18 protein-coding genes and 3 pseudogenes are annotated in these 25,629 nt (G+C 47.5%); 10 read left to right on the forward strand and 11 right to left on the reverse strand.

Annotation, left to right across the window (positions count from 1 at the left end; all coding sequences use genetic code 11):
• Positions 1-12: 12 nt before the first annotated feature.
• The 5 genes and pseudogenes from CMM32_08690 to CMM32_08710 all read right to left on the reverse strand — a co-directional run bounded on the left by CMM32_08690 (position 13) and on the right by CMM32_08710 (position 6,885).
• The gene (locus CMM32_08690; protein ID MBT06974.1) at positions 13-1,929 is read right to left on the reverse strand and encodes an excinuclease ABC subunit C; all 1,917 of its coding nucleotides are present in this window, start codon (positions 1,927-1,929) and stop codon (positions 13-15) included.
• Between the two features lie 389 nt (positions 1,930-2,318).
• Positions 2,319-2,693 (reverse strand): dihydroneopterin aldolase, encoded by a 375-nt coding sequence (locus tag CMM32_08695; GenBank protein ID MBT06975.1) that lies wholly within the window; start codon positions 2,691-2,693, stop codon positions 2,319-2,321.
• 62 nt (positions 2,694-2,755) lie between these two features.
• Entirely contained in the window at positions 2,756-3,514 is a 759-nt protein-coding gene (locus CMM32_08700; GenBank protein MBT06976.1) for a short chain dehydrogenase, read from the reverse strand.
• Between the two features lie 81 nt (positions 3,515-3,595).
• A complete protein-coding gene (locus CMM32_08705; protein MBT06977.1) occupies positions 3,596-5,602 on the reverse strand; it encodes an excinuclease ABC subunit B in 2,007 nt (668 codons plus the stop codon).
• A gap of 119 nt (positions 5,603-5,721) precedes the next feature.
• A pseudogene (locus CMM32_08710) lies at positions 5,722-6,885 on the reverse strand (aspartate aminotransferase).
• Positions 6,886-7,051: 166 nt separating this feature from the next.
• Here CMM32_08710 and CMM32_08715 point away from each other — a divergent pair.
• From CMM32_08715 to CMM32_08730, 4 genes are read left to right on the forward strand one after another with little or no spacing between them, the layout of a single operon-like run.
• Positions 7,052-8,254 carry an aspartate aminotransferase gene (locus CMM32_08715; protein ID MBT06978.1) on the forward strand — a complete coding sequence of 401 codons (1,203 nt, stop codon included), beginning with the start codon at positions 7,052-7,054 and terminating at the stop codon, positions 8,252-8,254.
• Positions 8,255-8,257: 3 nt separating this feature from the next.
• Positions 8,258-10,324 (forward strand): dehydrogenase, encoded by a 2,067-nt coding sequence (locus CMM32_08720; GenBank protein ID MBT06979.1) that lies wholly within the window; start codon positions 8,258-8,260, stop codon positions 10,322-10,324.
• Positions 10,325-10,349: 25 nt separating this feature from the next.
• Positions 10,350-11,321: a protein-methionine-sulfoxide reductase catalytic subunit MsrP gene (locus tag CMM32_08725; protein ID MBT06980.1), complete on the forward strand. Its 972-nt coding sequence runs from the start codon at positions 10,350-10,352 to the stop codon at positions 11,319-11,321.
• A 15-nt stretch (positions 11,322-11,336) separates the two neighbouring features.
• Positions 11,337-12,044 (forward strand): hydrolase, encoded by a 708-nt coding sequence (locus CMM32_08730; protein MBT06981.1) that lies wholly within the window; start codon positions 11,337-11,339, stop codon positions 12,042-12,044.
• A gap of 25 nt (positions 12,045-12,069) precedes the next feature.
• Here the strand turns inward: CMM32_08730 and CMM32_08735 are convergent, their stop codons facing one another.
• Positions 12,070-12,960, reverse strand: coding sequence for a LysR family transcriptional regulator (locus CMM32_08735; GenBank protein ID MBT06982.1), 891 nt, complete (start codon positions 12,958-12,960; stop codon positions 12,070-12,072).
• Between the two features lie 49 nt (positions 12,961-13,009).
• Positions 13,010-13,969, reverse strand: coding sequence for a thioredoxin-disulfide reductase (trxB, locus tag CMM32_08740; GenBank protein MBT06983.1), 960 nt, complete (start codon positions 13,967-13,969; stop codon positions 13,010-13,012).
• 776 nt (positions 13,970-14,745) lie between these two features.
• Between trxB and CMM32_08745 the strand changes: the two genes are divergently transcribed.
• Positions 14,746-15,576: a creatininase gene (locus tag CMM32_08745; protein ID MBT06984.1), complete on the forward strand. Its 831-nt coding sequence runs from the start codon at positions 14,746-14,748 to the stop codon at positions 15,574-15,576.
• Complete coding sequence (locus CMM32_08750; protein ID MBT06985.1) at positions 15,563-16,396, forward strand: deaminase; 834 nt, start codon at positions 15,563-15,565, stop codon at positions 16,394-16,396. Before CMM32_08745 ends, CMM32_08750 begins: the two co-directional genes overlap by 14 nt.
• 4 nt (positions 16,397-16,400) lie before the next feature.
• Here CMM32_08750 and CMM32_08755 read toward each other — a convergent pair whose 3' ends face one another.
• The 4 genes and pseudogenes from CMM32_08755 to CMM32_08770 all read right to left on the reverse strand — a co-directional run bounded on the left by CMM32_08755 (position 16,401) and on the right by CMM32_08770 (position 19,856).
• Entirely contained in the window at positions 16,401-17,279 is an 879-nt protein-coding gene (locus tag CMM32_08755) for a hypothetical protein (protein MBT06986.1), read from the reverse strand.
• Positions 17,272-18,336: a glycosyl transferase, group 1 gene (locus CMM32_08760; GenBank protein ID MBT06987.1), complete on the reverse strand. Its 1,065-nt coding sequence runs from the start codon at positions 18,334-18,336 to the stop codon at positions 17,272-17,274. Before CMM32_08760 ends, CMM32_08755 begins: the two co-directional genes overlap by 8 nt.
• A gap of 96 nt (positions 18,337-18,432) precedes the next feature.
• Positions 18,433-18,831 (reverse strand): annotated as a pseudogene (locus CMM32_08765) (hypothetical protein).
• A pseudogene (locus tag CMM32_08770) lies at positions 18,798-19,856 on the reverse strand (dehydrogenase). Before CMM32_08770 ends, CMM32_08765 begins: the two co-directional pseudogenes overlap by 34 nt.
• 85 nt (positions 19,857-19,941) lie before the next feature.
• On the opposite strand from CMM32_08770, the gene CMM32_08775 reads away from it, so the two are divergent.
• The 4 genes from CMM32_08775 to CMM32_08790 are packed head-to-tail and all read left to right on the forward strand — an operon-like array spanning position 19,942 to position 25,627.
• Positions 19,942-20,715 carry a hypothetical protein gene (locus CMM32_08775; protein ID MBT06988.1) on the forward strand — a complete coding sequence of 258 codons (774 nt, stop codon included), beginning with the start codon at positions 19,942-19,944 and terminating at the stop codon, positions 20,713-20,715.
• Entirely contained in the window at positions 20,712-21,317 is a 606-nt protein-coding gene (locus CMM32_08780; GenBank protein ID MBT06989.1) for a hypothetical protein, read from the forward strand. Before CMM32_08775 ends, CMM32_08780 begins: the two co-directional genes overlap by 4 nt.
• A 1-nt stretch (position 21,318) precedes the next feature.
• Positions 21,319-22,968, forward strand: coding sequence for a hypothetical protein (locus CMM32_08785; GenBank protein MBT06990.1), 1,650 nt, complete (start codon positions 21,319-21,321; stop codon positions 22,966-22,968).
• 49 nt (positions 22,969-23,017) lie between these two features.
• Positions 23,018-25,627: a hypothetical protein gene (locus CMM32_08790; protein ID MBT06991.1), complete on the forward strand. Its 2,610-nt coding sequence runs from the start codon at positions 23,018-23,020 to the stop codon at positions 25,625-25,627.
• The last annotated feature ends 2 nt before the right edge of the window (positions 25,628-25,629 follow it).

The raw sequence follows: 25,629 nt of genomic DNA on the forward strand, positions 1-25,629 counted from the left end.
ATTCGCCCATGGTTAGTNGGCATGGAAAAAATCATAAATACGGCGGGCTGTCATCGCACTTACTCCTTCAACTTCCTGCAAATCATGCACTCCTGCATTGGCNACAGCTCTAACAGAACCAAATCGATTAAGAATAGCCCGCTTCCGTTTAGCCCCTATGCCTGCAATTTCATCCAACTCGGAATACCTAATTTCTTTGGAGCGGCGTGCTCGATGGCTTCCAATAGCAAACCGATGAGCCTCATCCCTTAGTCGCTGGATAAAATACAAAACGGGGTCATTTGGCGGCAACATAATAGGATTTCTATCCGGAAAGTATAGTCGCTCCCCTCCCGCATTACGATCGGGCCCTTTTGCCACACCCACCACCGGAACCTCGCTAATTCCCAGGTCGGCAAAAACCTTGCACGCCGAAGACACTTGCCCTGGCCCACCATCCAGCAAAACCACGTCAGGCCATGTTTCGCGATCCCGATAAGGGTTCTCGCTTAAAAGTCTCGTAAATCGACGGGTTAGTATTTGCCGCATCATCGCATAATCATCTTCATCCCGGACGCTTGATCCAATTCGGGTATCCGGAGCAGGCTTGATATTAAATTTTCTATACGCCGATTTTCTAAACCCTTCCGGCCCGGCAACCACCATGGCGCCCACCGCGCTTGCGCCGGATATATGACTATTGTCATAAATTTCCACCCGCTTGGGACTGTCTTGTAGACCAAGCAAGGCTCCCAACCCCTCTAATAACTTGTTTTGGGAAGCGCTTTCAGACAAACGACGCCCAAGAGCAGCTCTTGCATTTTCTATTGCACGAGAAACTAAGTCTCGTTTTTGCCCCCTGAGGGGTGCCTGTATAGTTACCCTCCCAGTGGAACGAAGGCTAAGTGCCTCCTTCACAATAGAAGTGTTGTCTATTTTGTGGCTCAGAAGCAACAGGCGGGGAGCCTCGCGAGACTCATAAAACTGGACAACAAAAGAAGACAAAATATCAGCAATTCCTAAGTCCTTATGGTGAGCCAAGAAGTATGCTCTATTACCAAAATTACTACCTCCCCTGAAAAAGAATACTTGGACACATGTTTGGCCACCTTGCTGTTCAGCAGCTATTACATCCGCATCCCCGATAGACTTAACGTTAATACCCTGGTGGGATTGAATGTAGGCAAGAGCCCGAATACGATCTCTCAACACAACAGCAGTTTCGAACTCAAGTTGCCGGCTAGCAACCTGCATTCGCTCAGCTAGATCTTTCCCGACCTTATCGCTTTCGCCTGAAAGAAACTGACGAGTTTCCTCAACCATTTTAGTATAGTCGTTCAGGGAAACATAATCGACACAGGGAGCAACGCAGCGTTTGATTTGATATTGTAAACAGGGCCGCGTCCGGCCCTTAAAAATACTGTCAGAACAAGTGCGGAGCGGGAAAGCTCTTTGCAAAGCATTTAAGGTCCTGTTTACCGCACCAGCCGATGCAAACGGACCAAAATATTCTCCNGCCCGGTTACGGGTACCCCGATGTTTCTCTAGTCGGGGCCAACTATGGTCAGCGGGCAGAAAAATATAGGGATGGCTCTTATCATCGCGCAGAACTACGTTGTACCTTGGCCGCCACTTTTTAATCAGGTTTGCTTCAAGTAGTAAGGCTTCGGCTTCGGTTTGTGTGATGATTATTTCTAGGCCCGCAGTCTGAGCAATCATCTTTATTATGCGTCCATCGTGACCGGTCGCCCTCGCATAGGCAGAAACCCTTTTCCTCAGATTTTTTGCTTTCCCAACATACAAAACATCCCCGTTGGTATTTAACATCCTATAAACACCAGGATGAGTAGAGAGCGTTTTCGCTGCTCTTCGGATTACAGCTACACCAGGCTCAGCAGCCAAGCCATCCGGCTCATGGACCTCTACCTGATAACCAATCTCCGAAACCATCTTTTATTTCTCCTATCCCTCTAAACCTGAAAATCACTCTGACACACCCGTAGCAGACACACTTTTCCCTAGTGATTTTTACGTTAGCAAGGTTTGCCGCACAATATCCACCAAACTTGTGGGAAACTATGTGGAAAACTAACCACACTGTGGCGCCCGATGACTGACTCCGTCCCTTCAGCATGTTTGCCTAAAAAATAGGCAAAATATGTAAGTTGTTGAAAAGGCGGGATTATGGCTAGCCTATCTATTTTATGATGGAAGCCCCAAAACTTACTACCAAACAGTAACCTAAAAGCTAGATCGCAATAGCTAGTTGTGAACAAATTCGTTTGCACCAGCAGCTTAACGGGCGAAAACCACCCATCCGTGGACAAAAATAGGAGCCCTTAGCCCCCCTCAGCAACGCACACGACCTCNGTCCCCACTGTGGCACTTCCGCTGAGAACATCAAGCTTTTCCACCAAAACTTTTACCCGCGCCACTCGCTCATCTACCAGGCAATCTTCGGCAATCCGTGAAGCCAGGGTTTCCACCAAATTTATATGGCCGGAGGAACTAATCTTCTTCACAGCCTCCACAACATCATCATAACTCAGGACGGCCCCGATAGAATCCAAATTCGGACTGAACACGGCAGCCATATCAACTTCCACACTTACCCGAACTCGCTGGGGCGCATCTCTTTCGTGCCTATGGACCCCAATACTACACGGGACGACTAGGTCNCGAACAAAAAGACGTTGGGAGGACAACTTTGCCATCACAACCTACGCACTCCTAACAAAAATATGAAAGTCTATTAATGTCAATATTTCGGACCTGATCATTCGTCATCTCCGCTGAGAGCACCAGCTTGAGACCAACCCAGGTGCTGCCCACCATCTAATGCGACCATCTGTCCTGTCATTGCCTGGGCACCAAGTATATAAAGTGCGGCCTCTCCTATTTCCTCTACAGCCGTTGGCCTTTGCAAGGGCACTGCTTGCCACTGGGATTTAAATTTCGCCGTCGTTTGACGCTTGCTAGGCAAAGTTGGCCCAGGACCAATGGCATTAACTCGTATACGGGGTGCCAGCGCCAAAGCTAAGGTTTGAGTCATCGTCCACAACCCAGACTTACTTAAGGTATAAGAAACAAAATGAGGAGTGAGGTTCCACACACGCTGGTCGACTATATTAATGACATTCCCTTTTTCTTTATTTGAAAGGCCACGTGCCATAGCTTGAGTTAGCAAAAGTGGAGCAGTCAAGTTTACGGCAAGGTGAGATTCCCAACTGATATGATCTAGGGTATCCAGTTCATCCCTCTCGAATACGGCCGCATTATTAATAAGACAATCTACTAACCCNAGCGTGCCACTTATCTTCGGCAAAATAGCCTGTAACTGGTATGGATTACTCAAATCAGCCTGAATTGCTACTGCTCCAGCGCCACACCGCTTAATCTCAGCAACCAAACCTTCAGCTGATTTCCTAGATTTGTGATAGTGGACAGCCACGTTCCAACCCGCTGCCCCCAGCGCACTAGCAATCGCCCTACCTATTCTGTTGCCTGCACCCGTAACTAACGCCGTTTTTGCCATAAACGTTTCCCTTGGCTTAACACCTCTTGCCAACACTCACAAGCTAGCCGCCTCTTTCCGGGCCAGATCAACTGCAAGGCTCTAGCCACTACCATATTTAACACCCAAGTCGACTGCCTCAAGCTGCCTTATCTCATCTCTTAGCCGAGCCGCTTCCTCGAACTCCAAATTGGATGCAGCTTCCTGCATTCTTTTCCTCAGCACCTTCAAATGGGNCCCTAGATTCTCCCCTATTCTATCCCCTAATCCAGGCTTTCCTGTATCTACCGTAATATAATCCCCTTCGCTAACCGCTTGCATTATATCGCCGACAGACTTATCTATGCTCCTAGGGATAATATCATGGTCCATGTTGTACTTCTCTTGCTTTAGCCGCCGCCTATTAGTTTCATCCATAGCAGACTGCATGGACTTTGTCTTTTTGTCTGCATATAAAATACAGCGGCCTTCGACGTTCCGCGCAGCCCGGCCAATTGTTTGAATGAGCGAAGTTCGGGAGCGCAGAAAGCCCTCCTTATCAGCATCAAGAATGGCTACCAACATACACTCCGGTATGTCTAGGCCTTCCCTCAAAAGGTTGATACCTACTAGAATATCAAACTCACCCAAACGTAGGTCGCGAATTATTTCGATCCGCTCTAGTGTGTCTATATCTGAGTGCAAATAACGCACTCTTAGCCCGTTTTCCCCTAGATACTCCGTCAGATCTTCCGCCATCCTTTTGGTAAGCGTCGTCACAAGCACTCGGCCACCNAAGGCAACAGATTGCCTACATTCCTCTAGCAAGTCATCCACCTGAGATGNAGCCGGCCGGACATCACAAACCGGATCTAACAAACCCGTCGGCCTGATCACCTGCTCTACAAAAATTCCTTCTGTCCGATTTAATTCCCATGGCCCAGGCGTGGCGGAAACGAAAATTGTTTGGGGCCTCATCGAATCCCATTCTTCAAATTTCAATGGCCGATTATCCACACACGAAGGAAGACGAAATCCAAATTCAGAAAGCGTGGATTTCCTCCGAAAGTCTCCCCGATACATACCTCCTAATTGAGGCACGGTGACATGGCTCTCGTCCACGATAACTAATGCATTAGTAGGAAGATATTCAAACAGAGTTGGCGGAGGTTCTCCTGGTCGCCTGCCCGTCAAGTAACGAGAATAATTTTCTATACCTGAACAAGTGCCGGCGGTCTCCATCATTTCCATATCTAAGGAGGTGCGTTCCTCCAACCTTTGAGCTTCAAGCAGCTTCCCAGCATTCCTTAGTTCCTCTAATCGTTCCTTAAGCTCATGAGCAATGCCCTTAATGGCCTGCTTTAGAGTAGGACCAGGNGTAACATAATGACTATTCGCATATATCCGCACAGAATCTAAGCTATCAGATTGCGTCCCTGTTAGTGGGTCTATCTCGTCTATAGCCTCAATTTCATCTCCAAATAAAGACACTCGCCAGGCTCGATCTTCATAGTGGGCAGGGAAAATCTCTATACTATCGCCTCTAACACGAAATAGGCCTCTGCCAAAAGCAGTGTCATTACGTTTGTATTGGAGCTCCACAAATTTCCGCAATAGTTGGCCACGATCAACTCTATCACCAACCCTCAAGTCGACCACCATCTGAGAGTACGTCTCGACTGANCCAATTCCATAAATGCAAGATACACTTGCGACGATTATTACATCATCCTTCTCCAACAAAGCCCGCGTGGCTGAATGTCGCATCCTATCGATCTGGTCATTGATAGAAGCATCCTTCTCTATGTACGTGTCGGAACGAGGAACATAGGCCTCAGGTTGATAGTAATCATAATAGGAAACAAAATACTCAACGGCATTGCTTGGGAAAAAAGATGCCATCTCGCCGTAAAGTTGCGCNGCCAGCGTCTTATTTGGAGCAAGTATCAAACAAGGCCTTTGGGTTTTCTGTATCACCTCGGCCATAGTAAATGTCTTACCTGATCCGGTGACCCCCAAAAGAACTTGGTCTCTCTCCCCATGTTCGAGCCCATTCAGNATTGCTGAAATTGCCTCGGGCTGATCTCCGGCTGGCTTGAAAGGGGCTTGGATTTGAAATTTTTTTTCCAAGNACTAGCTAATCAGACTCTCTCTAGCCAAGAACACTAGAGTAAAAGGAAATGCCCCCCACCAAAATTCCCCTACAGTGCTAATCGAGGGTGTCGAACTCTCACCAAAAGAACGTCTCATTATCTACCCCATCCCTTGGACTCGGCATACTCACGAATTCTATGCATTGCCCGCGTGATATTTTCTGCACTATTAGCGTAAGAGAACCTCATATAACCCTCACCAAAAGAACCAAAGCTTGTCCCGGCAACTGCTGCGACGCCGAGGTCTTCCAATAATATACTTTCCATTTCCTTAGAGGAGACCCCAGTCTTGGTGATATTAGGCATAGTATAAAATGCCCCACTTGGGACAATTGAGCTAACACCAGGAATCGTATTAGTCTCGTTAACTATGAGGCTTCTGCGATCCTTAAATGCCTGAATCATTTCGTTCACAAATTCCTGCGAACCTTCTAGAGCCGCAATGGCTGCATATTGAGTCGCCGCACTAGTGCAGGACACCGAATTGATATTGAGTCTCGTAACCAAGTCAGCCAAACTCTCGGGCCAAACACCATAGCCGATGCGCCAACCTGTCATTGCATAAGTCTTGCTCCAGCCGTCCAGCAAAATCAACCTATTCCGAAGGGATTCATACTCCAACATAGAGACAAACTCCGTCCCGTCATACAACAACCGTGAGTATATTTCATCAGATAAGATGNCGACATCTGGATACGACTCCAANCCCTCCACTAGTCGGTCAAATTCTCNTCTCGGGANAACACCCCCGGTGGGATTTGCCGGGCTATTCAGAATTAAGAGCCGGGTCTTAGAATTAANNTNNTCTANGACTTCGTCNGCATCNAAGGCAAAATTATTTTGCTCGNTCAGCCGAATAGGGACTGCTTTTGCTCCAGAATAATTAATAACCGANTCGTAAATGGGGAAACCAGGATTTGGATACATAATTTCTGCCCCCGCCTCGCCGAACAACAGAATTGCATACCACATGGTCACCTTTCCCCCCGGAACAATGACTACATGACCNGGATCAACTTGGACGCCTCTATTCTTAAAGATGTCTTTNGCAACCGCCTCCCGCAATGGGAGAATTCCGTTACCCGGGGTATATCCATGGTGACCATCGGCTANGGCTTTCTGGGCCGCCTCTACAATNTGGTCAGGAGTTCGGAAATCTGGCTGCCCAATCCCAAGATTTATAATATCTCGCCCTTGGGCCTCGAGCTCTTTTGCTCGAGCCAAAAGCTCAAAAGCACTCTCTGTTCCTAGGCGTGCCAACCCTCCTGATAACNGCAAAGCTANCTCCTATTCAAAATACCAACAAAATCCGACTATGCNNAAACAAAGGTTAAACTGCAATCGGTATGACTTCTTTTAACATTGCACATAGCAACCGATACAGCGTAGCTTATCGTACCACCAATAAGAACCAATGAAAGCCAACATGCCTATGCTCGCCGAAAAATTAGATCGTATTAAACCNTCACCGACAATGGCTGTAACGGCCCGCGCGCACGAGCTCAAAGAAGCCGGCGAAGACGTGATAGGACTCGGGGCGGGAGAGCCCGACTTTGATACCCCTGAACACATAAAAGAAGCGGCGATAAAAGCAATGCGAGACGGCCAAACAAAATATACTAAGGTCGACGGAACTCAGCAACTTCGCGAAGCAATCTGTCAGAAATTTAGCCGCGACAATGGCCTATCCTATACTCCTGAACAAATAAATGTCGGAGTCGGCGGCAAGCATGTGATGTATAATGCACTTATGGCGACCCTTAATCCAGGGGACGAAGTCATTATTCCCGCCCCCTTCTGGGTCTCTTATCCAGATATGGTCCTCTTGTCTGGTGGCACCCCCGTAGTGGTACCAACAACCGAAACTGATGGCTTTCGTCTAACTCCCGATGCTCTCGAGCAAGCCATCACCCCAAGAACCAAATGGCTGATCCTCAATTCCCCGGGGAACCCCTCTGGGACCGCATACGAAGAAAAAGAGCTCATTGCTATTACGGAGATCCTCCTCCGTAATCCACATGTCTGGCTCCTATCCGATGATATTTACGAAAAAATTGTTTATGACCAATTTCGCTTCACTACACCGGCCCAAATCACCCCTGAGCTACTACCCAGAACTTTAACCGTTAATGGGGTATCAAAAGCATACGCAATGACCGGTTGGCGTATTGGTTTTGCGGGTGGACCTCCTAATCTGATTAAAGCAATGGCGAAGATCCAGTCACAAAGCACATCTAACCCCTGCTCTATTTCTCAAGCAGCGGCCGTGGCAGCCCTAAATGGCGACCAGTCCTTTCTAACGGCCCGAAATGCTGCCTTCAAAAAACGCCGTGATATGGTAGTCGAAGCCCTAAATAAAATTGAGGGAATCAGTTGCCGGAAGCCAGAGGGCGCATTTTATGTTTACCCGAGCTGCGCTGGCCTGCTAGGCAAAACTACTCTGTCGGGAAGCGACATTGAGAACGATGAAGACTTTGCCAAATACCTTCTCGAGTCAGTTGGTGTCGCGGTGGTATTTGGTGAAGCGTTTGGCCTTGGCCCACATTTTCGTATTTCTTATGCTACCTCTGACGCCGCCCTCGAAGATGCATGCCAGCGGATCCATCAAGCCTGCAACGGGTTAGCATAGAATATGGACCAGGATTCATTACAGCCAATAGCTTATTCAGCTTGTCCGCATGACTGCCCCAGCACGTGCGCACTCGAAGTCGACCTCCTCAGCCCACAACGCATAGGCCGGGTTCGGGGAGCAAGAGCTAATAGTTACACAGACGGAGTGGTCTGCGCGAAAGTGGCACGCTACGCGGAACGCACTCATCATCCGGATAGATTGACAAATCCAATGCGCCGAATCGGTGAAAAGGGAAATGGAGAATTCAAGTCTATTCCCTGGGATGATGCTCTGGATGAGGTTGCCAATGCATTTATAAAAACCACACAACAGCACGGAAGCGAGAGTGTCTGGCCGTATTTCTACGCAGGGACCATGGGCTTATTGCAAAGAGATGGGATAAATAGGCTCCGCCACGCCATGCAATATTCCGGCCAGCATAGTACCATTTGTGTAACCCTTGTCCGTGCCGGCTGGCATGCTGGGGTGGGATCATTTAGAGGCCCAGATCCTCGGGAAATGGCCGTATCCGATCTGATCGTGTCATGGGGAGGCAACCCTGCCTCGACCCAAGTTAACGTAATGACGCACATTCAGAAGGCCCGAAAATCTCGGAATGCCAAGTTGGTCGTTGTTGACCCATACCGGACCCGTACGGCTCAAGTGGCTGATCTCCACCTAGCGCTCCGTCCGGGAACAGACGGAGCACTAGCTTGTGGCCTAATGCATATTCTCTTTCGAGATGGCTACGCTGATCGTGCCTATTTGGGCAAATACAGCGACTGTCCTGAACGGCTTGAGAAACACCTTAAGACACGAACTCCGGAATGGGCTGCCCAAATTACTGGCCTGTCCGTTTCCGAAATTGAAGAATTTGCAAAAATGTATGGGGAAACTAAACGTAGTTTTATTAGAGTTGGATATGGTTTTTCACGGTCAAGAAATGGGGCAGTCAATACCCACGCCGTCTCCTGCCTCCCAACTGTAACGGGTGCCTGGACGGAACCAGGTGGCGGCGCCTTCTATACCAACGGGGACATTTATCACTGGGACAAAACCCTAATAGAGGGTTTGGATAAATATGATCCTTCTATTCGTATGTTGGATCAGTGCAGGATTGGGCCAATATTAACTGGAGACAAAGCTGATCTTGGCGATGGCCCGCCCGTCAATGCCATGTTGATTCAAAATACTAATCCGGCAGTCGTAGCTCCTGAAACCAATAAAGTGTTGCAGGGACTTAGAAGAAATGACCTCTTTTTCTGCGTTCATGAACAATTTATGACTGACACCGCATTATTTGCAGACATACTTTTACCCGCAACAACTTTTGTGGAACACAACGACATATATCAAGGGGGAGGCCATCAGCATATTATGCTGGGGCCACGTTTGGTTGACCCTGTCGGTCAATCCCGCTCCAATCACCATGTCTTGTGCGACCTGGCAAAACGCCTAGGAGCTAACCACCGGGGCTTTGACATGACGGAGGAAGAAATAATTAATGAAACACTCCTAGCTTCTGGTTGGGGTAGCCTCGAGCAACTTCGAGTCAATCACTGGATTGATTGCCAGCCTAGTTTCGACGAATCCCATTTTTTAGAGGGCTTTTCTCATAAGGAAGGACGCTTTCGATTTGCCCCAAATTGGAGTGAGGAAGGGCCAAACTATAACCAACTTCCCCCACTCCCTGACCATATCGACTTGATTGAAAAAGCAGATGAAACTCATCCTTTCCGTCTCGTGACAGCCCCATCTCATAATTACTTGAATACCTCTTTTACTGAGACGACGACATCTATAAAGAAAGAAAACCGGCCAACTGTAAAGCTCTGTGCTGAAGATGCAGCGGCCAACAATTTCCACGATGAGGACAAAGTAAAAATTGGTAATCATCGAGGTGAAATTTTAGTTCATGTGGAAATAAGTAAGAAACAGCAACCGGGAGTGGCCATTATTGAAGGTATCTGGCCAAATAGGGCCTTCGAAAATGGAATCGGAGTTAACTCCCTGATCGGAGCAGATGCCGGGCCGCCAAACGGCGGAGGAGTTTTCCACGATGCCGCTGTTTGGATCAAACCCGCCTAAACACCTAGTTGATTTTCTCTAGTCAATGACTCACATCAGCTCAAAAACTATAGGCAAAGCAAATAAAACTGGGCTTGCAAAGCAAGCCACCTTGAGCCGCCGCCAGGCCTTAGCTGGTGGTTTAGCCCTGGCGGCCGCATCGACCTCCCTACCAGCAGCACTCTCTGAAGATACAAATATTAATCCAGGCATACCGCCTGAGGCATTTTCGTCGGTTCCCCGCAATTCTGTTTATACCTTGGACCGCCCTCTAACCTCCAACAAACTCGTAACCACCTACAATAATTTTTTCGAGTTTGGCTCCCATAAAAAGATATGGAAAGCTGCTCAACAATTACCTCTGAATCCTTGGCCCGTGCGCATTACTGGACTAGTAAAAACGGAAAAAACAATTGATCCCTCTGATCTATTAGAAATGTTCACACTGGAAGAGCGGTGGCTTCGACATCGCTGCGTCGAAACCTGGTCCATGGCTGTCCCCTGGATAGGATTTCCCATAAAGTCGCTGGTCGACTTTGCTGAACCTTTAGAACACGCCAAATACCTAAAAATGACTAGCTTCCTGATGCCCAAGTTTGCGCCAGGACAACGTCAACACTGGTTGCCATGGCCGTACACGGAAAGCATAACCATCGCAGAGGCGAAAAACCCCCTGGCCATGATAGCTATGGGAATGTTCAAGAAACCCCTACCTCCCCAGAATGGTGCTCCATTAAGGTTGGTTGTCCCATGGAAGTACGGGTTCAAGTCGATTAAGTCCATCCAGGAGTTTAGTTTTGTTGCTGACCGCCCAAAAAGCTTTTGGGAAGACTTAGCCGGCGAAGAGTACGGATTTTGGGCCAATGTAAACCCTCAGGTTGCACACCCTAGATGGAGCCAGCAAACAGAACAGCCTCTAGGCACGAAAGCGCCTGTCGCAACACTGATGTACAACGGATACAACGAATTTGTTGCGTCTCTCTATAAAGACCTACAGCACGAAAACCTCTACAGATAGCCCCGTCTGCTGCTGATGAATTATCTTAAAGACTATGCCTTGGTGATTTTCGACTGCGATGGCGTGCTCGTTGACTCTGAGAGCATTGCGAACAAAATTTTGGCCCAGTCCCTCACCCAGGAAGGATACATGTGCTCTTTTCAAGAGGCTGTCACAAAGTTTGTTGGCCGAGACCTTAACTCTATACAACGAGAGGTGGAAAAAGAGTTAGGTAGACCACTCGACCCAAATTTCCAGACTAAGCTTCAACAGAAAACAACACACTCATTCAAAAAAGAATTGAAGCCTATTGAAGGAATCAAAACAGCTCTCAAAGCAATCCGCACCTTGAAATGTGTAGCATCCTCAGGGAGTCAACAAAAAATTCGGTTATCATTAACTCTTACTAACTTGTCTGATTTCTTTTTGCCAGAAACTATTTTTAGTGCGTCAGAGGTTCATAATGGGAAGCCAGCACCTGATTTATTTCTTCATGCTGCGGCCAAAATGGGCGTCAGTCCCTCGCGCAGCATTGTAATTGAGGATAGCGTCCCAGGTGTTACAGCAGCTCATGCAGCTGGCATGCCCGTCTTCGGTTTTGCAGGCGGACAACATGTTAGACCTACTCATTCCGAAAACCTTTCAAAGGCGGGGGCTATTGTTTTCAAATGCATGGCTTCCCTCCCTCGTCATTTACAAGACGTGGACCCCCTCCGAATGCGAGGAACTGTTCTTTACAGTTAAAACCAATCTGCAAACTTGCCAGGAACTAAAAAGAAGTCTCGGAGACTTTTCGAAGCAGAAATTCCCGGAATACTCCTATCCTTTGTGAATTTTTTAACTCGGCTGGATACACAAAGTAACAATCCGCCGCCGGGGTCTCTATCCGATCTAGTATACGAACCAAGTTTGTTTTACCCTCTCCTAAAAATGAGGGAAGAGCTGCAATTCCAGCCCCATTCTCTGTCGATCGTAGCATTCCATACACATTATTTACGGTTAAAGCTGGCTCAAACTTTCCTGCCGCAGAAACTATTTCATCAACTAACCAGTTGTGACCCTCAAAAGGAGAGGGCATCTCAGAGCCAAAACTAATAACACGATGGTTCGCTAGTTGGGCCACACTTCTGGGAGTCCCAAACGCATTAAGGTAGGCAGGAGCCGCATAAATCCCAAAATGCCCCGTAAATAGGTGCCGCTGTATCAGGTCAGGCTGGGTCGGTGGGGTGACCCTGATAGCGGCATCAGCCTCCCGCATTGTTAAATCTAGTTCCACATCGGTGACAAAAAGACTTATGGAAATATCTGGGTATCTATCCAAAAATTCCCCTATATGTTCCGTTAGCCAGAGTGAGCCAAACCCTACCGTGGTTGTTATTTTCAGCGGACCTGTTGGTCTCTCCCTGATTTCAAGAAGGCGAGCCTCCGTCATAGATAGCTTAGCATAAATATCTCGGGCGGTTTGGTAGAGCTCCTCCCCCTGTTCAGTCAACAGCAATCCTCTAGCATGTCTGTGAAAGAGGGGTAGATTTAAGGCCTCTTCAAGACTTCGTATTTGTCTACTTACCGCCGACTGGCTGAGATTTAAAATCCTACCAGCCCCGGTGAAACTCCCGTTCTTAGCGACCACATGGAATGTCCTCAGTTTGTCCCAGTTCATTTAACGGTACCTGCTCCAATTCGCTGTATACAGCTCCGCCGAACATGTTTCACGATACTGTCGAATCACCGTCATCCGCCAGAAATTTTTCGGCATCCAAGGCAGCCATGCACCCAGAGCCAGCAGCTGTGACCGCCTGACGATAAATCTTGTCTTGCACATCGCCCGCAGCAAATACACCCGGTATATTAGTTTTAGTAGTATCAGGGGCGGTCACAATATAGCCCTCTTCATCCATGCCTAGCTGACCCTCAAATAATTGGGTATTAGGAGTGTGCCCAATGGCCACAAAAAGACCATCAATGGAAACGTCTCTCCGTGACCCGCCAGCAACACTCTTCAGACGAAGACCGGTCACACTCTTGGGGTTAGAATGGCCAACCACTTCCTCCACTTCGTGATCCCAAATTATCTCTACAGCTTTGTTTGCAAACAACCGGTCCTGTAGAAGCTTTTCTGCCCGTAGTTTATCTCGACGGTGTATTAACCAAACCTTAGACGCAAAATTCGTTAAAAACAGCGCTTCTTCGACTGCAGTATTTCCACCCCCCACAACTGCAACGGTCTTACCCCTAAAGAAAAATCCATCGCACGTGGCACAAGCAGAAACCCCGAAACCCTTAAATGACTCTTCGCTTTCCAAGCCCAACCACCTGGCCTGTGCGCCGGTCGAGATTATTAGAGTCTCACCCTCAAAAACCTGCCCGCTGTCCCCCACACACACCCAAGGACGTTTACTAAGGTCCACGGACTCCACAATATCCGAAAACATTTCTGTTCCAACTGATTCTGCCTGAGCTCTCATTTGTTCCATTAGCCAAGGCCCTTGGATGACTTCGGCGAAACCTGGATAGTTCTCCACATCAGTTGTAATTGTCATTTGCCCGCCTGGTTGAATACCATGGATTAATACCGGTTCAAGATTTGCCCGCGACGCATAAACAGCAGCCGTAAGACCAGCTGGCCCCGATCCAAGAATTAGAACTCTACTTTTTTTCTTTGTTACCATAAAACACACTTAACCCCGATTTCGCTCCAGTCACCGGCACTGCCAGGCCATTGCTGTGACAAACAGCAATCTTGCCCTCACAGCATAATGCGACTTATTCGCATTGCGGCTGCGTCGCATAGTTACCCGCCTCCTGCCATTATAAGAGATAGAGGACCGCTGTTAACCNACAGCGTCCCTTGANAGCCCGAATCGGGCCGGGTGTTGCAAAATGTCCCAACAAACAAAAATACATTTTCGGGCGGCCCCTTATCTTTAGTGTATCCACTACCGAACAACAGTGTAACCCACCAGCAATGGTACTGGCCCACCATCATAGAACTAGATGTTGTGTAATTACTAGCAATTGTAACACTGGTTAAAGAAAATATATTCANCGTTACCACAGCCTTTCAAATATTACATAAAAAAATATATTGCTCTAGAAACCCCTAAAACGTAGATTTCATTTCTAAAACTATCCCATGGACTAATTGAAAAATGCTTGATCGAGCCACACTCCCACGAAAACGGCGGCTTTTTAGGAGGCGCCGCAATGGAATGAAGAACCGGTTGCCTCTGGTCGCCCTGGCCGCTTGTCTCTCGGTAGCATTGGCAATCGGATTGATACTAGCAGGAAACGATTATCGGGCCGGGCTGGGGCACGCCGGCAAGCACACGGGCAACGTTAANGNAGGNAGCTGAAAACTTGAGCCATCCCCCAGATAGCCAGGAGTTTCCGAAAATAGCCGGGCATTGGGCTTGACCTTAGGGATCCGCCACTAAAAAATGACCCGATGCCCGATGTTAATAATTCTTCTTCCTTTAATGGGAATTCCTACTGGGCTGAGCTAACAACTCAGTCTTTTGCCTCCATCAATACAGAGTCAACCATTGCCCTGCTTCCCGTTGCCGCAATCGAGCAACACGGACCTCATCTTCCATTGGATACTGATGTACAGATATGTAGAGGCCTAGTTAAGCAACTGATGGCCAACACCGCCACAGAGCATCAACTTATCGCATTGCCATTGATGGAGATTGGTGAAAGCTCAGAGCATAGCGATTTTGCCGGGACTTTGAGTTGCCCACCCGAACACCTAATGTCTATGTGGACGTCCTTGGGGAAACAAGCACACAAGGTTGGAATAAAAAAACTTTTGATTCTTAANACCCATGGCGGACAACCAACTATCGTCGATCTTGTAGCCCAGCGGCTCCGCACAGAGAATCGCATGTTGGCCGTCAGTGTTAATAGTTTCCGTCTTGGGATACCAGATGGCTTGTTTGATCCGCAAGAAATTACAAATGGCATCCACGCCGGAGAAATAGAAACCTCCATGATGCTATACCTGAACCCGAGCTCGGTAAGAATGGAACTATCAGAAAACTTTATATCAACCTCACCACTCACAAACGGGAAGCACCCGCATATTGGCCTAAGCGGATTTGCGCGTACCGCCTGGCAGGCTCAAGATTTGACCCTCCATGGTGCTATAGGTAACGCTTCAAACGCGGACCCTGAAAGAGGGGCACTACTTATTGAGCATATGGTAAATAAGATACTCCAGGTTCTATGCGATATGGCTCGTTTCCCATTATCCAGCCTAGAAAATGCGAGAACCTGATTTAATTGATATAGATACTGTATGGCGCGCCTTGCTGAATTGCAGGCTTGGGGTATCCAGCCAAGAAGTAAGATTTAACTCCGATGGAACATACAGAATTTCCGGAGAAATTACTCGCGATGCNCAAGAATTACTAGACCTCTACTGTCCCTTTGCTACAAAAGACCAGCATATTGTTACAGCTCATCTAGGGCAAAGCATGGACGGCTTCATAGCGACGACAAATGGTCAGTCACACTATATAAACGGCCAGAAAAATATTGTTCACCTACACAGAATGCGCGCTCTTACGGATGCGGTATTGGTAGGAAGCAATACTGTACGAAATGATAACCCGCAACTAACCACAAGATTAGTGGATGGCCCAAATCCTGTTCGCGTTGTAATTGATCCAAACCTTCGGCTCAGCTCAAAGCATCATATCTTTGCCCAGCCAGATGCTCCCACCCTAGTTCTTTGTGGAGAGGATATCGGCAACAAGGATCGACATTCTGCTCCCCACGTCGAAATACTCCCTCTCCCTATGGCCGACGGAAAGATGAGGCCAAGCGACTGCTGCCAAATTCTAACCTCAAGGGGGTTGAAAAATTTATTGATTGAGGGTGGTGGCAAAACCGTCTCCCAGTTCGTTAACGCGGGGACCGTACACTACCTCCAAATTGCCCTTGCTCCCATTTTTCTCGGAGAAGGAAAGAGAGGGCTTCAAATCCCAGAAATCTCGGGTCCCAACGCCGCCNCCCGTTTGAAGACACTAAAATATCATATGGGAGACGATGTCCTCTATCACTGGCGACTTACAAATCATCTAACAGAGCGATAGCCCCTCATACAGGTTCGGGAGGCACAACCCAAATATCTTGATGACCCACTTTAAGCTGCGATTTGCCCTCCACAATTACAGCCAAATGAAATTCATTCCATTCCTTAATCTTCCAAGCCGGCCAACTACTCTTTTGGTCCAGTAACTTCACCCATTGAAGCAGAAGAGCCTTCTGCAACTGCCAATCCTTGGAATCCAATACCCAAGGGCTGGATCCCGTCTTAACAACAAAGCCGCTGGAGACAAAAGAATTATTAATTGCCTGAAAAGCGTCTGGCCCTAGAGCAGGTCCCATACCCTTGTCTCGTCGCTGGTCATTATTCAATAATTGCAAAAACTCTCCGTCAAACGAGTGCTTGGGGCTCCACTCGATGAGACCATTATAGGTGAGGCACCCATAAAAGCTCGTTCGTGCTTTTTTACAAAAAGCCACCAACTGCTCGATCCAACTCAAAGAAACTAGATCTATAAATGCGGAAGCAGTTATAAGATCAGCAGAAGGATCAATCGGAAAATCAGGGAAGCCCCTCGCAAAATCCCATATCTCTGTATCTACGCGATACTCCCTTACCATGTTACTTGCATACCATCCCCCCACCTTCGACTGAACAATAAGCTCATGCTGCCCCGCCCATTTCGTCAAACGAGTCTCCGCCTGTTCCAAAAGGCTCGATGAATAATCCACCAGGCGCCAAGTTTGACGGTTCCCCAGCCTTGGAGCCAAATATCGGAAAAGACTCCCCGTTCCAGCCCCAAGATCGATCAAATGAATATCTGCCAATTCATCCACGTAGGCACTCAAGGCGGTTACCACGTCGACATTCCGTGCACGAGCATCAGCTCCTTCGCGTACATCTAACCAACTAGATAAAAATTCATTCATCAAAAACTATTCGCCGTATCTCTCCTACAAAACGCGAAGTTGCAAATTGCCAACTCTTTTGTTTGCTACTTGCTCCACGAGCCCCTGCAAGAAGTTTAGTTCGAACTCTTGGTTCATCCATGAATCTCCCAACCGCACAAGACAACGCGCGTGCATCGCCAGGCCGAACCAGAAGACTAGCTGACCGAGGAACAGTAGACGGGATGGCACCACCAGTAGTAGAAACAACAGGTATACCCCAAGAAATAGCCTCAGACAGGGCCATACCATAACCCTCATAATGAGAGGCTAAGACAAATAAGTTAGCCTTCTGGTAATGTACCTGAAGATGAGAATCGCTGACTTCCCCAACAAAATTTATTCTATCCGTCAATCCGAACTTTATAACCAAATTACGTACCAGGCGTGAGGTCCGTGGGTCACGGTGTAGGTCCCCTATGCAAGTTAAAGCCCATGGTCGATTAGCCAATAGCGACAAGGCCTCGACCAGAATGTTGTGTCCCTTTCTGGGAATCAGAGATGCCACACAAATGAGTCGAATAGCTCCCTTTAGCCGCGGACTGAACACAGAAGCCTTTTCTGCACCAGGCTCTATCACACAAATTTTCTCAGCCTGGACATCATATTTATGGATCAATGTAGAACGAGTTATCTGGCTGGTAACTACAACTGCTCGACAGAACGAAAGTGCCCGCCGCTCAGCCTCTCCAAGTTTCTTGGCTACATCTCTCCTCAAACCCGTTTCATTGGCCAGGGGATGATGGATAAGGCCAACAATTTTTAACCGATGTCGGTGAACCTCTAATATTTCTTGCAGAGGCCCAAGGGCAAGACCATCTATAATTATCACTTGGCCATCTGAAATTTTTTCTGTGGCCTCTGCAGCACTACTCAAACCAGAGCCAGTTGGCAATGGGAACTCTGCCTCCAACAAATGCAGCTTCACGGCTAGACCCTCTTGCTGCAGGCCACCTATCATATGCTTATCATAGATGTAACCACCCGTTAGGGCATTTATGTCACCAGGCACGACGAAATGGACCAAATCAACTTTCACTTTAGAACTCTATGTACTGGCACTCAAACGCTCAACCAATCTTCTCACTTAACCTTGCCTGCTTTATTAGCTAAAGGATACTGAAAAACATTGGCTTCATAATTTGCTTTCATAGCTAGCCCACGCTACATGGGATTCATTTAACTTCACCATCATTGAAGTCAAACCATCAGCCTCGAAACCAAGAGATCCCTCTCTGATTTTATCGGCCATCCGGATAAAAATAATTTTAGCGAGTTTTTCGGTAGTGGTGTTTATCCCCTTAAATTCATCAACTTCGTCTAAATTTTTGTAATTGAGCGCATCTAAAACCGACTTTAGAGCAGTCTGCGCAAGCCCAATATCCACTACCAAACCATGNGAATCCAACTCTNGCCTNGCNAANNTAANNTCTACCACATAAGTCGCNCCATGAAGGTTNTGTGCCGGGCCAAAAANCTCTCCCTGAAAACTATGTGCAATCATGAAGTGNTCGCGTACTGACAAATTNAACATTTNATTTNCTGCCTTATATTTATCCNACATGNGCNCTNNTAAGGGTANANNACCCTATGACATAGACCTGATTTCGGCTGTGACATCAGNCNNTTCATCGTTTNNGGCAANTCTNNGAANNCNCTNTCNTCTTCGANNAGNCAATCCAANACATCATCAGAGAGAAGCNTNAGTGCCAANGCCAACCGNNTTTNNCGGGTCCANCTAGGNCGCTGAAGGACNCCCACAGACCNTACCTGNGAAGACACTAGTCGCAATCTACGGGAATGAAAGGTGGCACCCAGATGCACCATCGAAGGTTTATCACCAAACCAGCTAAGCTCGATTATATTAGCCTCTGCGCCTGCCACAGCAATAGCCGTCTCTAAACCCGATGATCTTCCCGAAGCATGAATAACGAGGTCCATCCGCGAGCTCGACTCATCCACACCAAATTTTATTCCCAACGCCTCAGCGATATCGCGCCTGTCAGCATTTGTATCCACCAAAGTAACTTCCGTACCGAGCACCCTGCTGCATAAGTACGCCGTAAGACACCCAACTACTCCGCCTCCGATCACAGCTATACGAGCTCCTACACAGGGGGCGACGTCCCACAATGCATTAAGAGCAGTTTCCATGTTAGCTGCCAACACGGTGCGCTCCGGAGGCACACCACTTGGGATCCGATAAACCGCACTTTTGGGAATCACATAAGTATCTTGATGCGGGAACAAACTAAACACGATTTTATTGATTAAATCTGGCGGCCCGTCCTCGACAACGCCGCAGCTTGAATAGCCGTATTTAACTGGCCAAGGAAATTCTCCTTCCTGGAATGGTGCCCTCATAGACACATACTCAGTAGCAGGAACCTGACCCCTGAAAACTAGTCGCTCGGTTCCAAGGCTTACGCCGCTATATAAGGTCCGCACTCTGACCTCATCCATACTAGGAACTGGCAACTGGCAGAAGCGGAGCTCACCAGTTTCTGGCCTAGTAATCCAAAATGCTGTAGCTTCTATGAAGGTCTCTGTTTTATCCATAATCACTTAGTTAATACCTGCATCCTAGGATAATTTATTCAGGGTCTTTGTTCGACACCATAATCCATTGAGGCCTCATAATATCATGAGAAACGTCCTGACCTGCACTATGAACATCTGTTTTCTGTCTCCCCCACAAAAAAATACTGCAAAACATTTAATCCTGGGCTTCCCTATATTGGTATTAGTTAGCGCAGTTATTGTTGACAGTTGGGGCCTCCCAATCCGAGCCACCGCGCAGGCCATCAGTTTCTACATCATATCAGCACTTGCAATCATATTCCTTCTGTCTAATAGACAACACCCCCCTCAATTTGGTCTGGCCAACTGCATCACCCTGGCTCGGCTCATTATTACGGCTCTCTTGGCTTCCACCATTGGGTGTCTCCATCTGATAACCGAAACAGGCATTTGGGTTCTCATCGCCTTTGCCGTTTCAGCCGCACTTCTAGATGGGCTGGATGGTATAGTAGCAAGATCCCGATCCGAAACCTCGTTCTTTGGGGCAAAGTTCGACATGGAGGTAGATGCCGCCTTTATTCTTATCTTGGCTTTTCTTGTATGGGAACTTTCAAAAATGGGCCCGTGGGTATTAGCTGCCGGCCTAGTCCGATACATATTTGTCGCCGCTAGCTGGCCTCTTTCTGCGCTACGAGCCCCATTACCACCAAGTTTTCGACGCAAATTAGCTTGCGTAGCCCAGATTTCTGCTTCAATTTTTGCGCTTTGCCCGCTGGAAAGCTCGACGCTCCAATTTACTTGTCTTGCAGCAGCCACAATTTTTCTATTTGTATCCTTTATTGGTGACACCCTACAATTACTGCGACATACCGCAAAGACCCCAGGAGCCCAACCATGAGACGACGGATACGATTACCCATAGTTGTTGCTACCCTGATTTTCTACTCTGCCTACCTCAATAACAGCAACGGGAATGCTACTCCTTACGAATATGTGATCGACCCGGATCACTTTAGTATAGGATTCCTAGTCGACCATATTGGTTATGCTAAAGTTCTGGGTATGTTTCGCGAGGCTGAAGGAAGCTTTACTTTTGATGAGGAAACCCTCGAACTCACCGAGGTATTGATCACCATTCGTGCAGATAGTATTTTTACTAATCATAAGAAACGTGACGCCCACCTGCGGGGAAGCGATTTCTTAAATAGCCGTGAATTTCCCGAAATAGTTTTTGAAGGCGCGGGAAGCAAGATTCAGGACCAGAAACATGGCTCCGTAGCCGGCACCTTAACTCTGCTGGGAAAACGCCTGCCCATGGTTCTTGATGTGCACTGGAATAAAAGTGGCACATACCCGTTTGGCCATGGAAAATACACTATTGGCGTGTCTATCCGGGGTTCTTTCAATCGAAGTGACTATGATATGTCGTATGCGGTCACAAATGGCTGGGTTGGAGATGAAATTGAACTCATCATAGAGCTAGAGGCAAACCGGAACTGAGGTGATTAAAAGCCTACCCGCACGACGCCTTTTGGACAAAGTTATCCTTAAATTTCTTGCGCTAGTTGGGGCAACGCTGGCACTTAACGCGTGCCTCAGCTTTCATAACATTTGGCCGACACCATGGATTCGATTGCAGCCTGAGGTTTCTATCGAGGCTCTCGTCATAATTTTATTGATAAGCCTCGGGAGCTCACGTAGCCTATTGGAGAAAACGGCCGGACGCCTTACTTTAGTTTCCGTGCTTATTTTTCTCATTATGGGCAGATATATAGACGTCACCGCGCCTTCCTTATACGGCCGCCCTGTGAATCTATATTGGGATTTACAACACATCCCCGACGTCGCTGCCATGGTGATTGCGGATCTGAGCACGGAAATAATTTTACTATTTGGCTTAATTGTTACACTGACACTTATTTCATTATTTTGGTTCGTTTCTGCACTCCTTCGTCTTCTAAACTCTTTTGGGAAAACGGGCCGGCGGTGGTTAAATGTTTCAGTAATTCTTTGCATGCTTGCCTACACTGCTGGCATGGCCAGTGATTCAATACATTTCGAGCGAGGCTTTTCCATACCAGTTTCTTTGATGTATGCGCGGCAAGCACTTTTTCTTTATCAAGTGAGACAAGATAGTCGAGGAACTGAAAATAATTCCGCAGGGCTTCAATACAAGGCTGGCACAATTGAACTAAGCAAAAGAGATTTTCACCTCGTTTTTCTGGAATCCTATGGAACAACAGTATTCAAAACTCCTTCATACTACATGCAAATTGAACCTCACCTAAACCAACTGACCAAGGCCGCCAGAAAACAGGGATGGAACATGGCCACTGGCGTCTATCACACCCCCACATTCGGCGGTGCCTCTTGGTTATCTCACGCCACACTAATGACCGGCCAATGGATTTCCTCAAACATGCAATATCACCAACTTCTAACAACTAAATCGGAAACTCTGGCTAGCTGGTTTCGGAATTCTGGCTATCGCATCACCGCACTGCTGCCGGGCCTAAAACGTCACTGGCCAGAGGGGAGATTTTACAACTATGATAAGGTGTGGGATGCGAGATCCCTCGCCTACCCGGGGCCAAACTTCGGCTGGTGGAGAATTCCCGACCAATTCAGTCTAGCTCGCTTCTACGACGAAGAAGGGAAACAGGACCAACGCGCCCCATTGTTCAACCTTTTTGCGACCATAACCAGCCACATGCCTTTCAATCCTATCCCACCCATAAAGCAAGATTGGAGCACGCTTTTGACGGGCAATCCTTACCCTGAAGCGCGCCAGACCAAAAGTTCCTCTACAATCTTGTATGGCCAAGACCTCCAAAGCTCCTACAGCCAGGCAATTGGCTATGATCTCCAACTTGTCGGTAATTTACTTGCACTGACCTTCCTCCAACATCCTCTCATTATTGTATTAGGAGACCACCAGCCGCCCGCAATTATCTCAGGGCATGGAGCACCTTGGACAGTCCCCGTCCACGTGTTTTCTCATGACAAAACGATACTGCAGAAATTTACTAAAGCGGGCTTTGTAGCTGGTCTGGATCCCGAAGATAAGAGCCTTGGTCGACTTGATGATTTGCATCACCTAATCTTGCGTGCCATCGCCAGTCCACGAAGAATATCCCAAAACCAGAACTAACCACACGATCCGCCAATTGAATCAAAGCAGACCTATATTCACACACTTGATGCATTACTCACACGTCGCTCTTATTCTGGGGCTACCTGCTCTGGGGGGAACGTTGTTTTGGTGGGCAACGGCGCCCGAGAGCCACAGAAATAGCCCAAGCTTCGCTCCGCTTGGTATCGCCTATAGCCCTTTCGGAAAATATGATGGCACCAGCTCTTCCCCATTAGGCATCGCTGATATCGAGCAGGATATGAAGAGGATTAGTCAGATAACTAACCTCATCAGGATTTATTCTTCTGGTGACTTTTTGGGCAGCCTAGCTATTTCCGCACAAAAACATAATCTAGATGTAATCGCTGGAGCATGGATTGGTACAAGCCCTAAACAGAATAAAGCGCAGATCTCTTCTCTCATCGAACAGTCACACAATCATTCAAACATAAGGAAGTTGCTCATCGGTAATGAAGTGTTACTGCGAAGTGAATTGCGCTCATCTCAACTTATTGAACATATTACATTAGCCAAGAACGAGACGACGTTACCCTTGAGCACTGCTGAGCCATGGCATATCTGGCTCGATAATCCAGAGCTAGTCAAAGCAGTTGATTTTATCGCTGTTCATATCCTTCCTTATTGGGAGGGAATTTCAGTGGAAAAATCCCTGACTTATATCGACATGCGCCTGGGTGAACTTAGAGCTTTATACCCGGATAAACCCTTGTTGCTGGCCGAAGTTGGATGGCCCAGCGACGGCCCAAAGCGAAATCACGCCATCCCATCTCCCGAAAACCAAGCTAAGTTTGCGGAAAACTTTGCTAAATACGCTCGCGCAAACGAGATTGACCATATTTGGCTCGAAGCCTATGACCAACCCTGGAAAATGGCACAAGAAGGACCTGTAGGAAGCCACTGGGGAGTTTTCACCGCTGACCGGAAGTCCAAATGGGGCTTTGTCGTTAAAAGCTCTTATTGGCTACTTTGGACCTTCTTTTCCGTAGGAGCGGGATCTATTATTTTAGCCATCTATATCCGCACCTGGAAAACGTTGCGATCTGTCAAGCTCATATCCATTGGCACCTGTTTTCAAATTATTTTCGCGGGGATGTTGCTCCCATTCATCCTGGCGCCAGAGTACTATCTTGGGCCCTTAGGAAAACCGATTTGGCTCCTGCTAAGTTTTGCCCAGATACCTCTGTGGCTACTCTTTATGTTGGATCTTATCGAGCTAAGCAATGTTAGCTGGAAAAAACAAACCCGCCTCATAGATGTAAACCACGTGTTTGTGGCGCCACAAGAACTTCCCCGCATTTCTATTCACTTGCCTTTCAGCAACGAACCTCCAGAGATAGTGCTCGAATGCCTAACTTCGTTGTCACAACTAGATTATCCCAATTTTGAAGTCATAGTAATAAGTAATAATTGCACTGACAGAGAACGATGGCTGCCCATCGAGAAAACTTGCATCGCTCTGGGACCAAATTTTTCTTTTTCCCACACTGATCATTGTCCAGGTTTTAAGGCAGGGGCCCTCAATATGGCCCGAAAACTTACCTCGCCTTTGACAGAGATAATCGCAATAATTGATAGCGACTATATCGTAGAAAAAAATTGGCTGCGGACCCTCGCTCCCTTTTTTGAACAAGAAAACGTCGGTATTGTTCAAGCGCCACAAGATCATCATTCGACCCTATCCAATGGCTTTCAAAGCGGATGTTTTTGGGAATACGCTGGTTTCTTTCAGATTGGCATGGTTCAGCGCAACGAAGCCAACGCCATTATCCAACACGGCACCATGACTTTAGTCCGATTACAAGCCCTGGATGAAGTAGGAGGTTGGAGTGAATGGTGTCTAACCGAAGACACTGAACTCGGACTACGGATTCTGGAACAAGGTTGGGATGCCATGTACACTAGAGAGTCTCTAGGGAAAGGCCTCTTGCCGCCAGATTTATGCGCATACAGAAATCAACGCTTTCGGTGGGTATATGGCGGAATGCAGATATTGCGACACCATTTTCGTTATCTCACTGGCCTACGAAAGAGCTCTCTTACCTGGTCTCAAAGATACCATTTTTTAGCCGGATGGTTACCCTGGATAACGGACTTTCTAGCTTTGATATTCAGTGTTGCTGCATTATTCTGGACAGCCGCAATGTCTGTTTATCCAGAAATCTTACCACCCCCTTCGCCCCTGTTTCTTGTCCCAGTCCTTGGATTTCTCCTCCTTCGACAAATTAGAAATAACCTTCTCTACAGGATACGCGTGAACTGCTCGGAAAGGGCTAGGTGGCGTGCCACTATTGCGGGCCTATCTTTGAGCTACACTATCGCCCGGGCCGTGTTTTTTGGACTATTTACACTAAAAAAAGTCCCCTTCATACAAACCCCAAGAATAGCAAGGGAGACGCCTATTGGGGCAAAACTTAAAGACATAAGGGCTGAACTTTGTCTTTTATTACTTAGCCTTGCTCTCATAGTTATATTTTGCCTGCGTACAGGTATCGATGATAAGCTGGAAGCACTGTGGACGTTAATATTAGTCGGGCAAGTAGCCCCTTATTTTTGCACACTTTTTATGGCACTGGGCACAGTTAATCATGTCAACACCAAAAACGATACTATGATGGGAAAGACCATCCCAGCAACAAACCCAGATGAATCGCTGTGAAG

This window comes from Rhodospirillaceae bacterium (assembly GCA_002728255.1).
GTDB lineage: Bacteria > Pseudomonadota > Alphaproteobacteria > UBA7887 > UBA7887.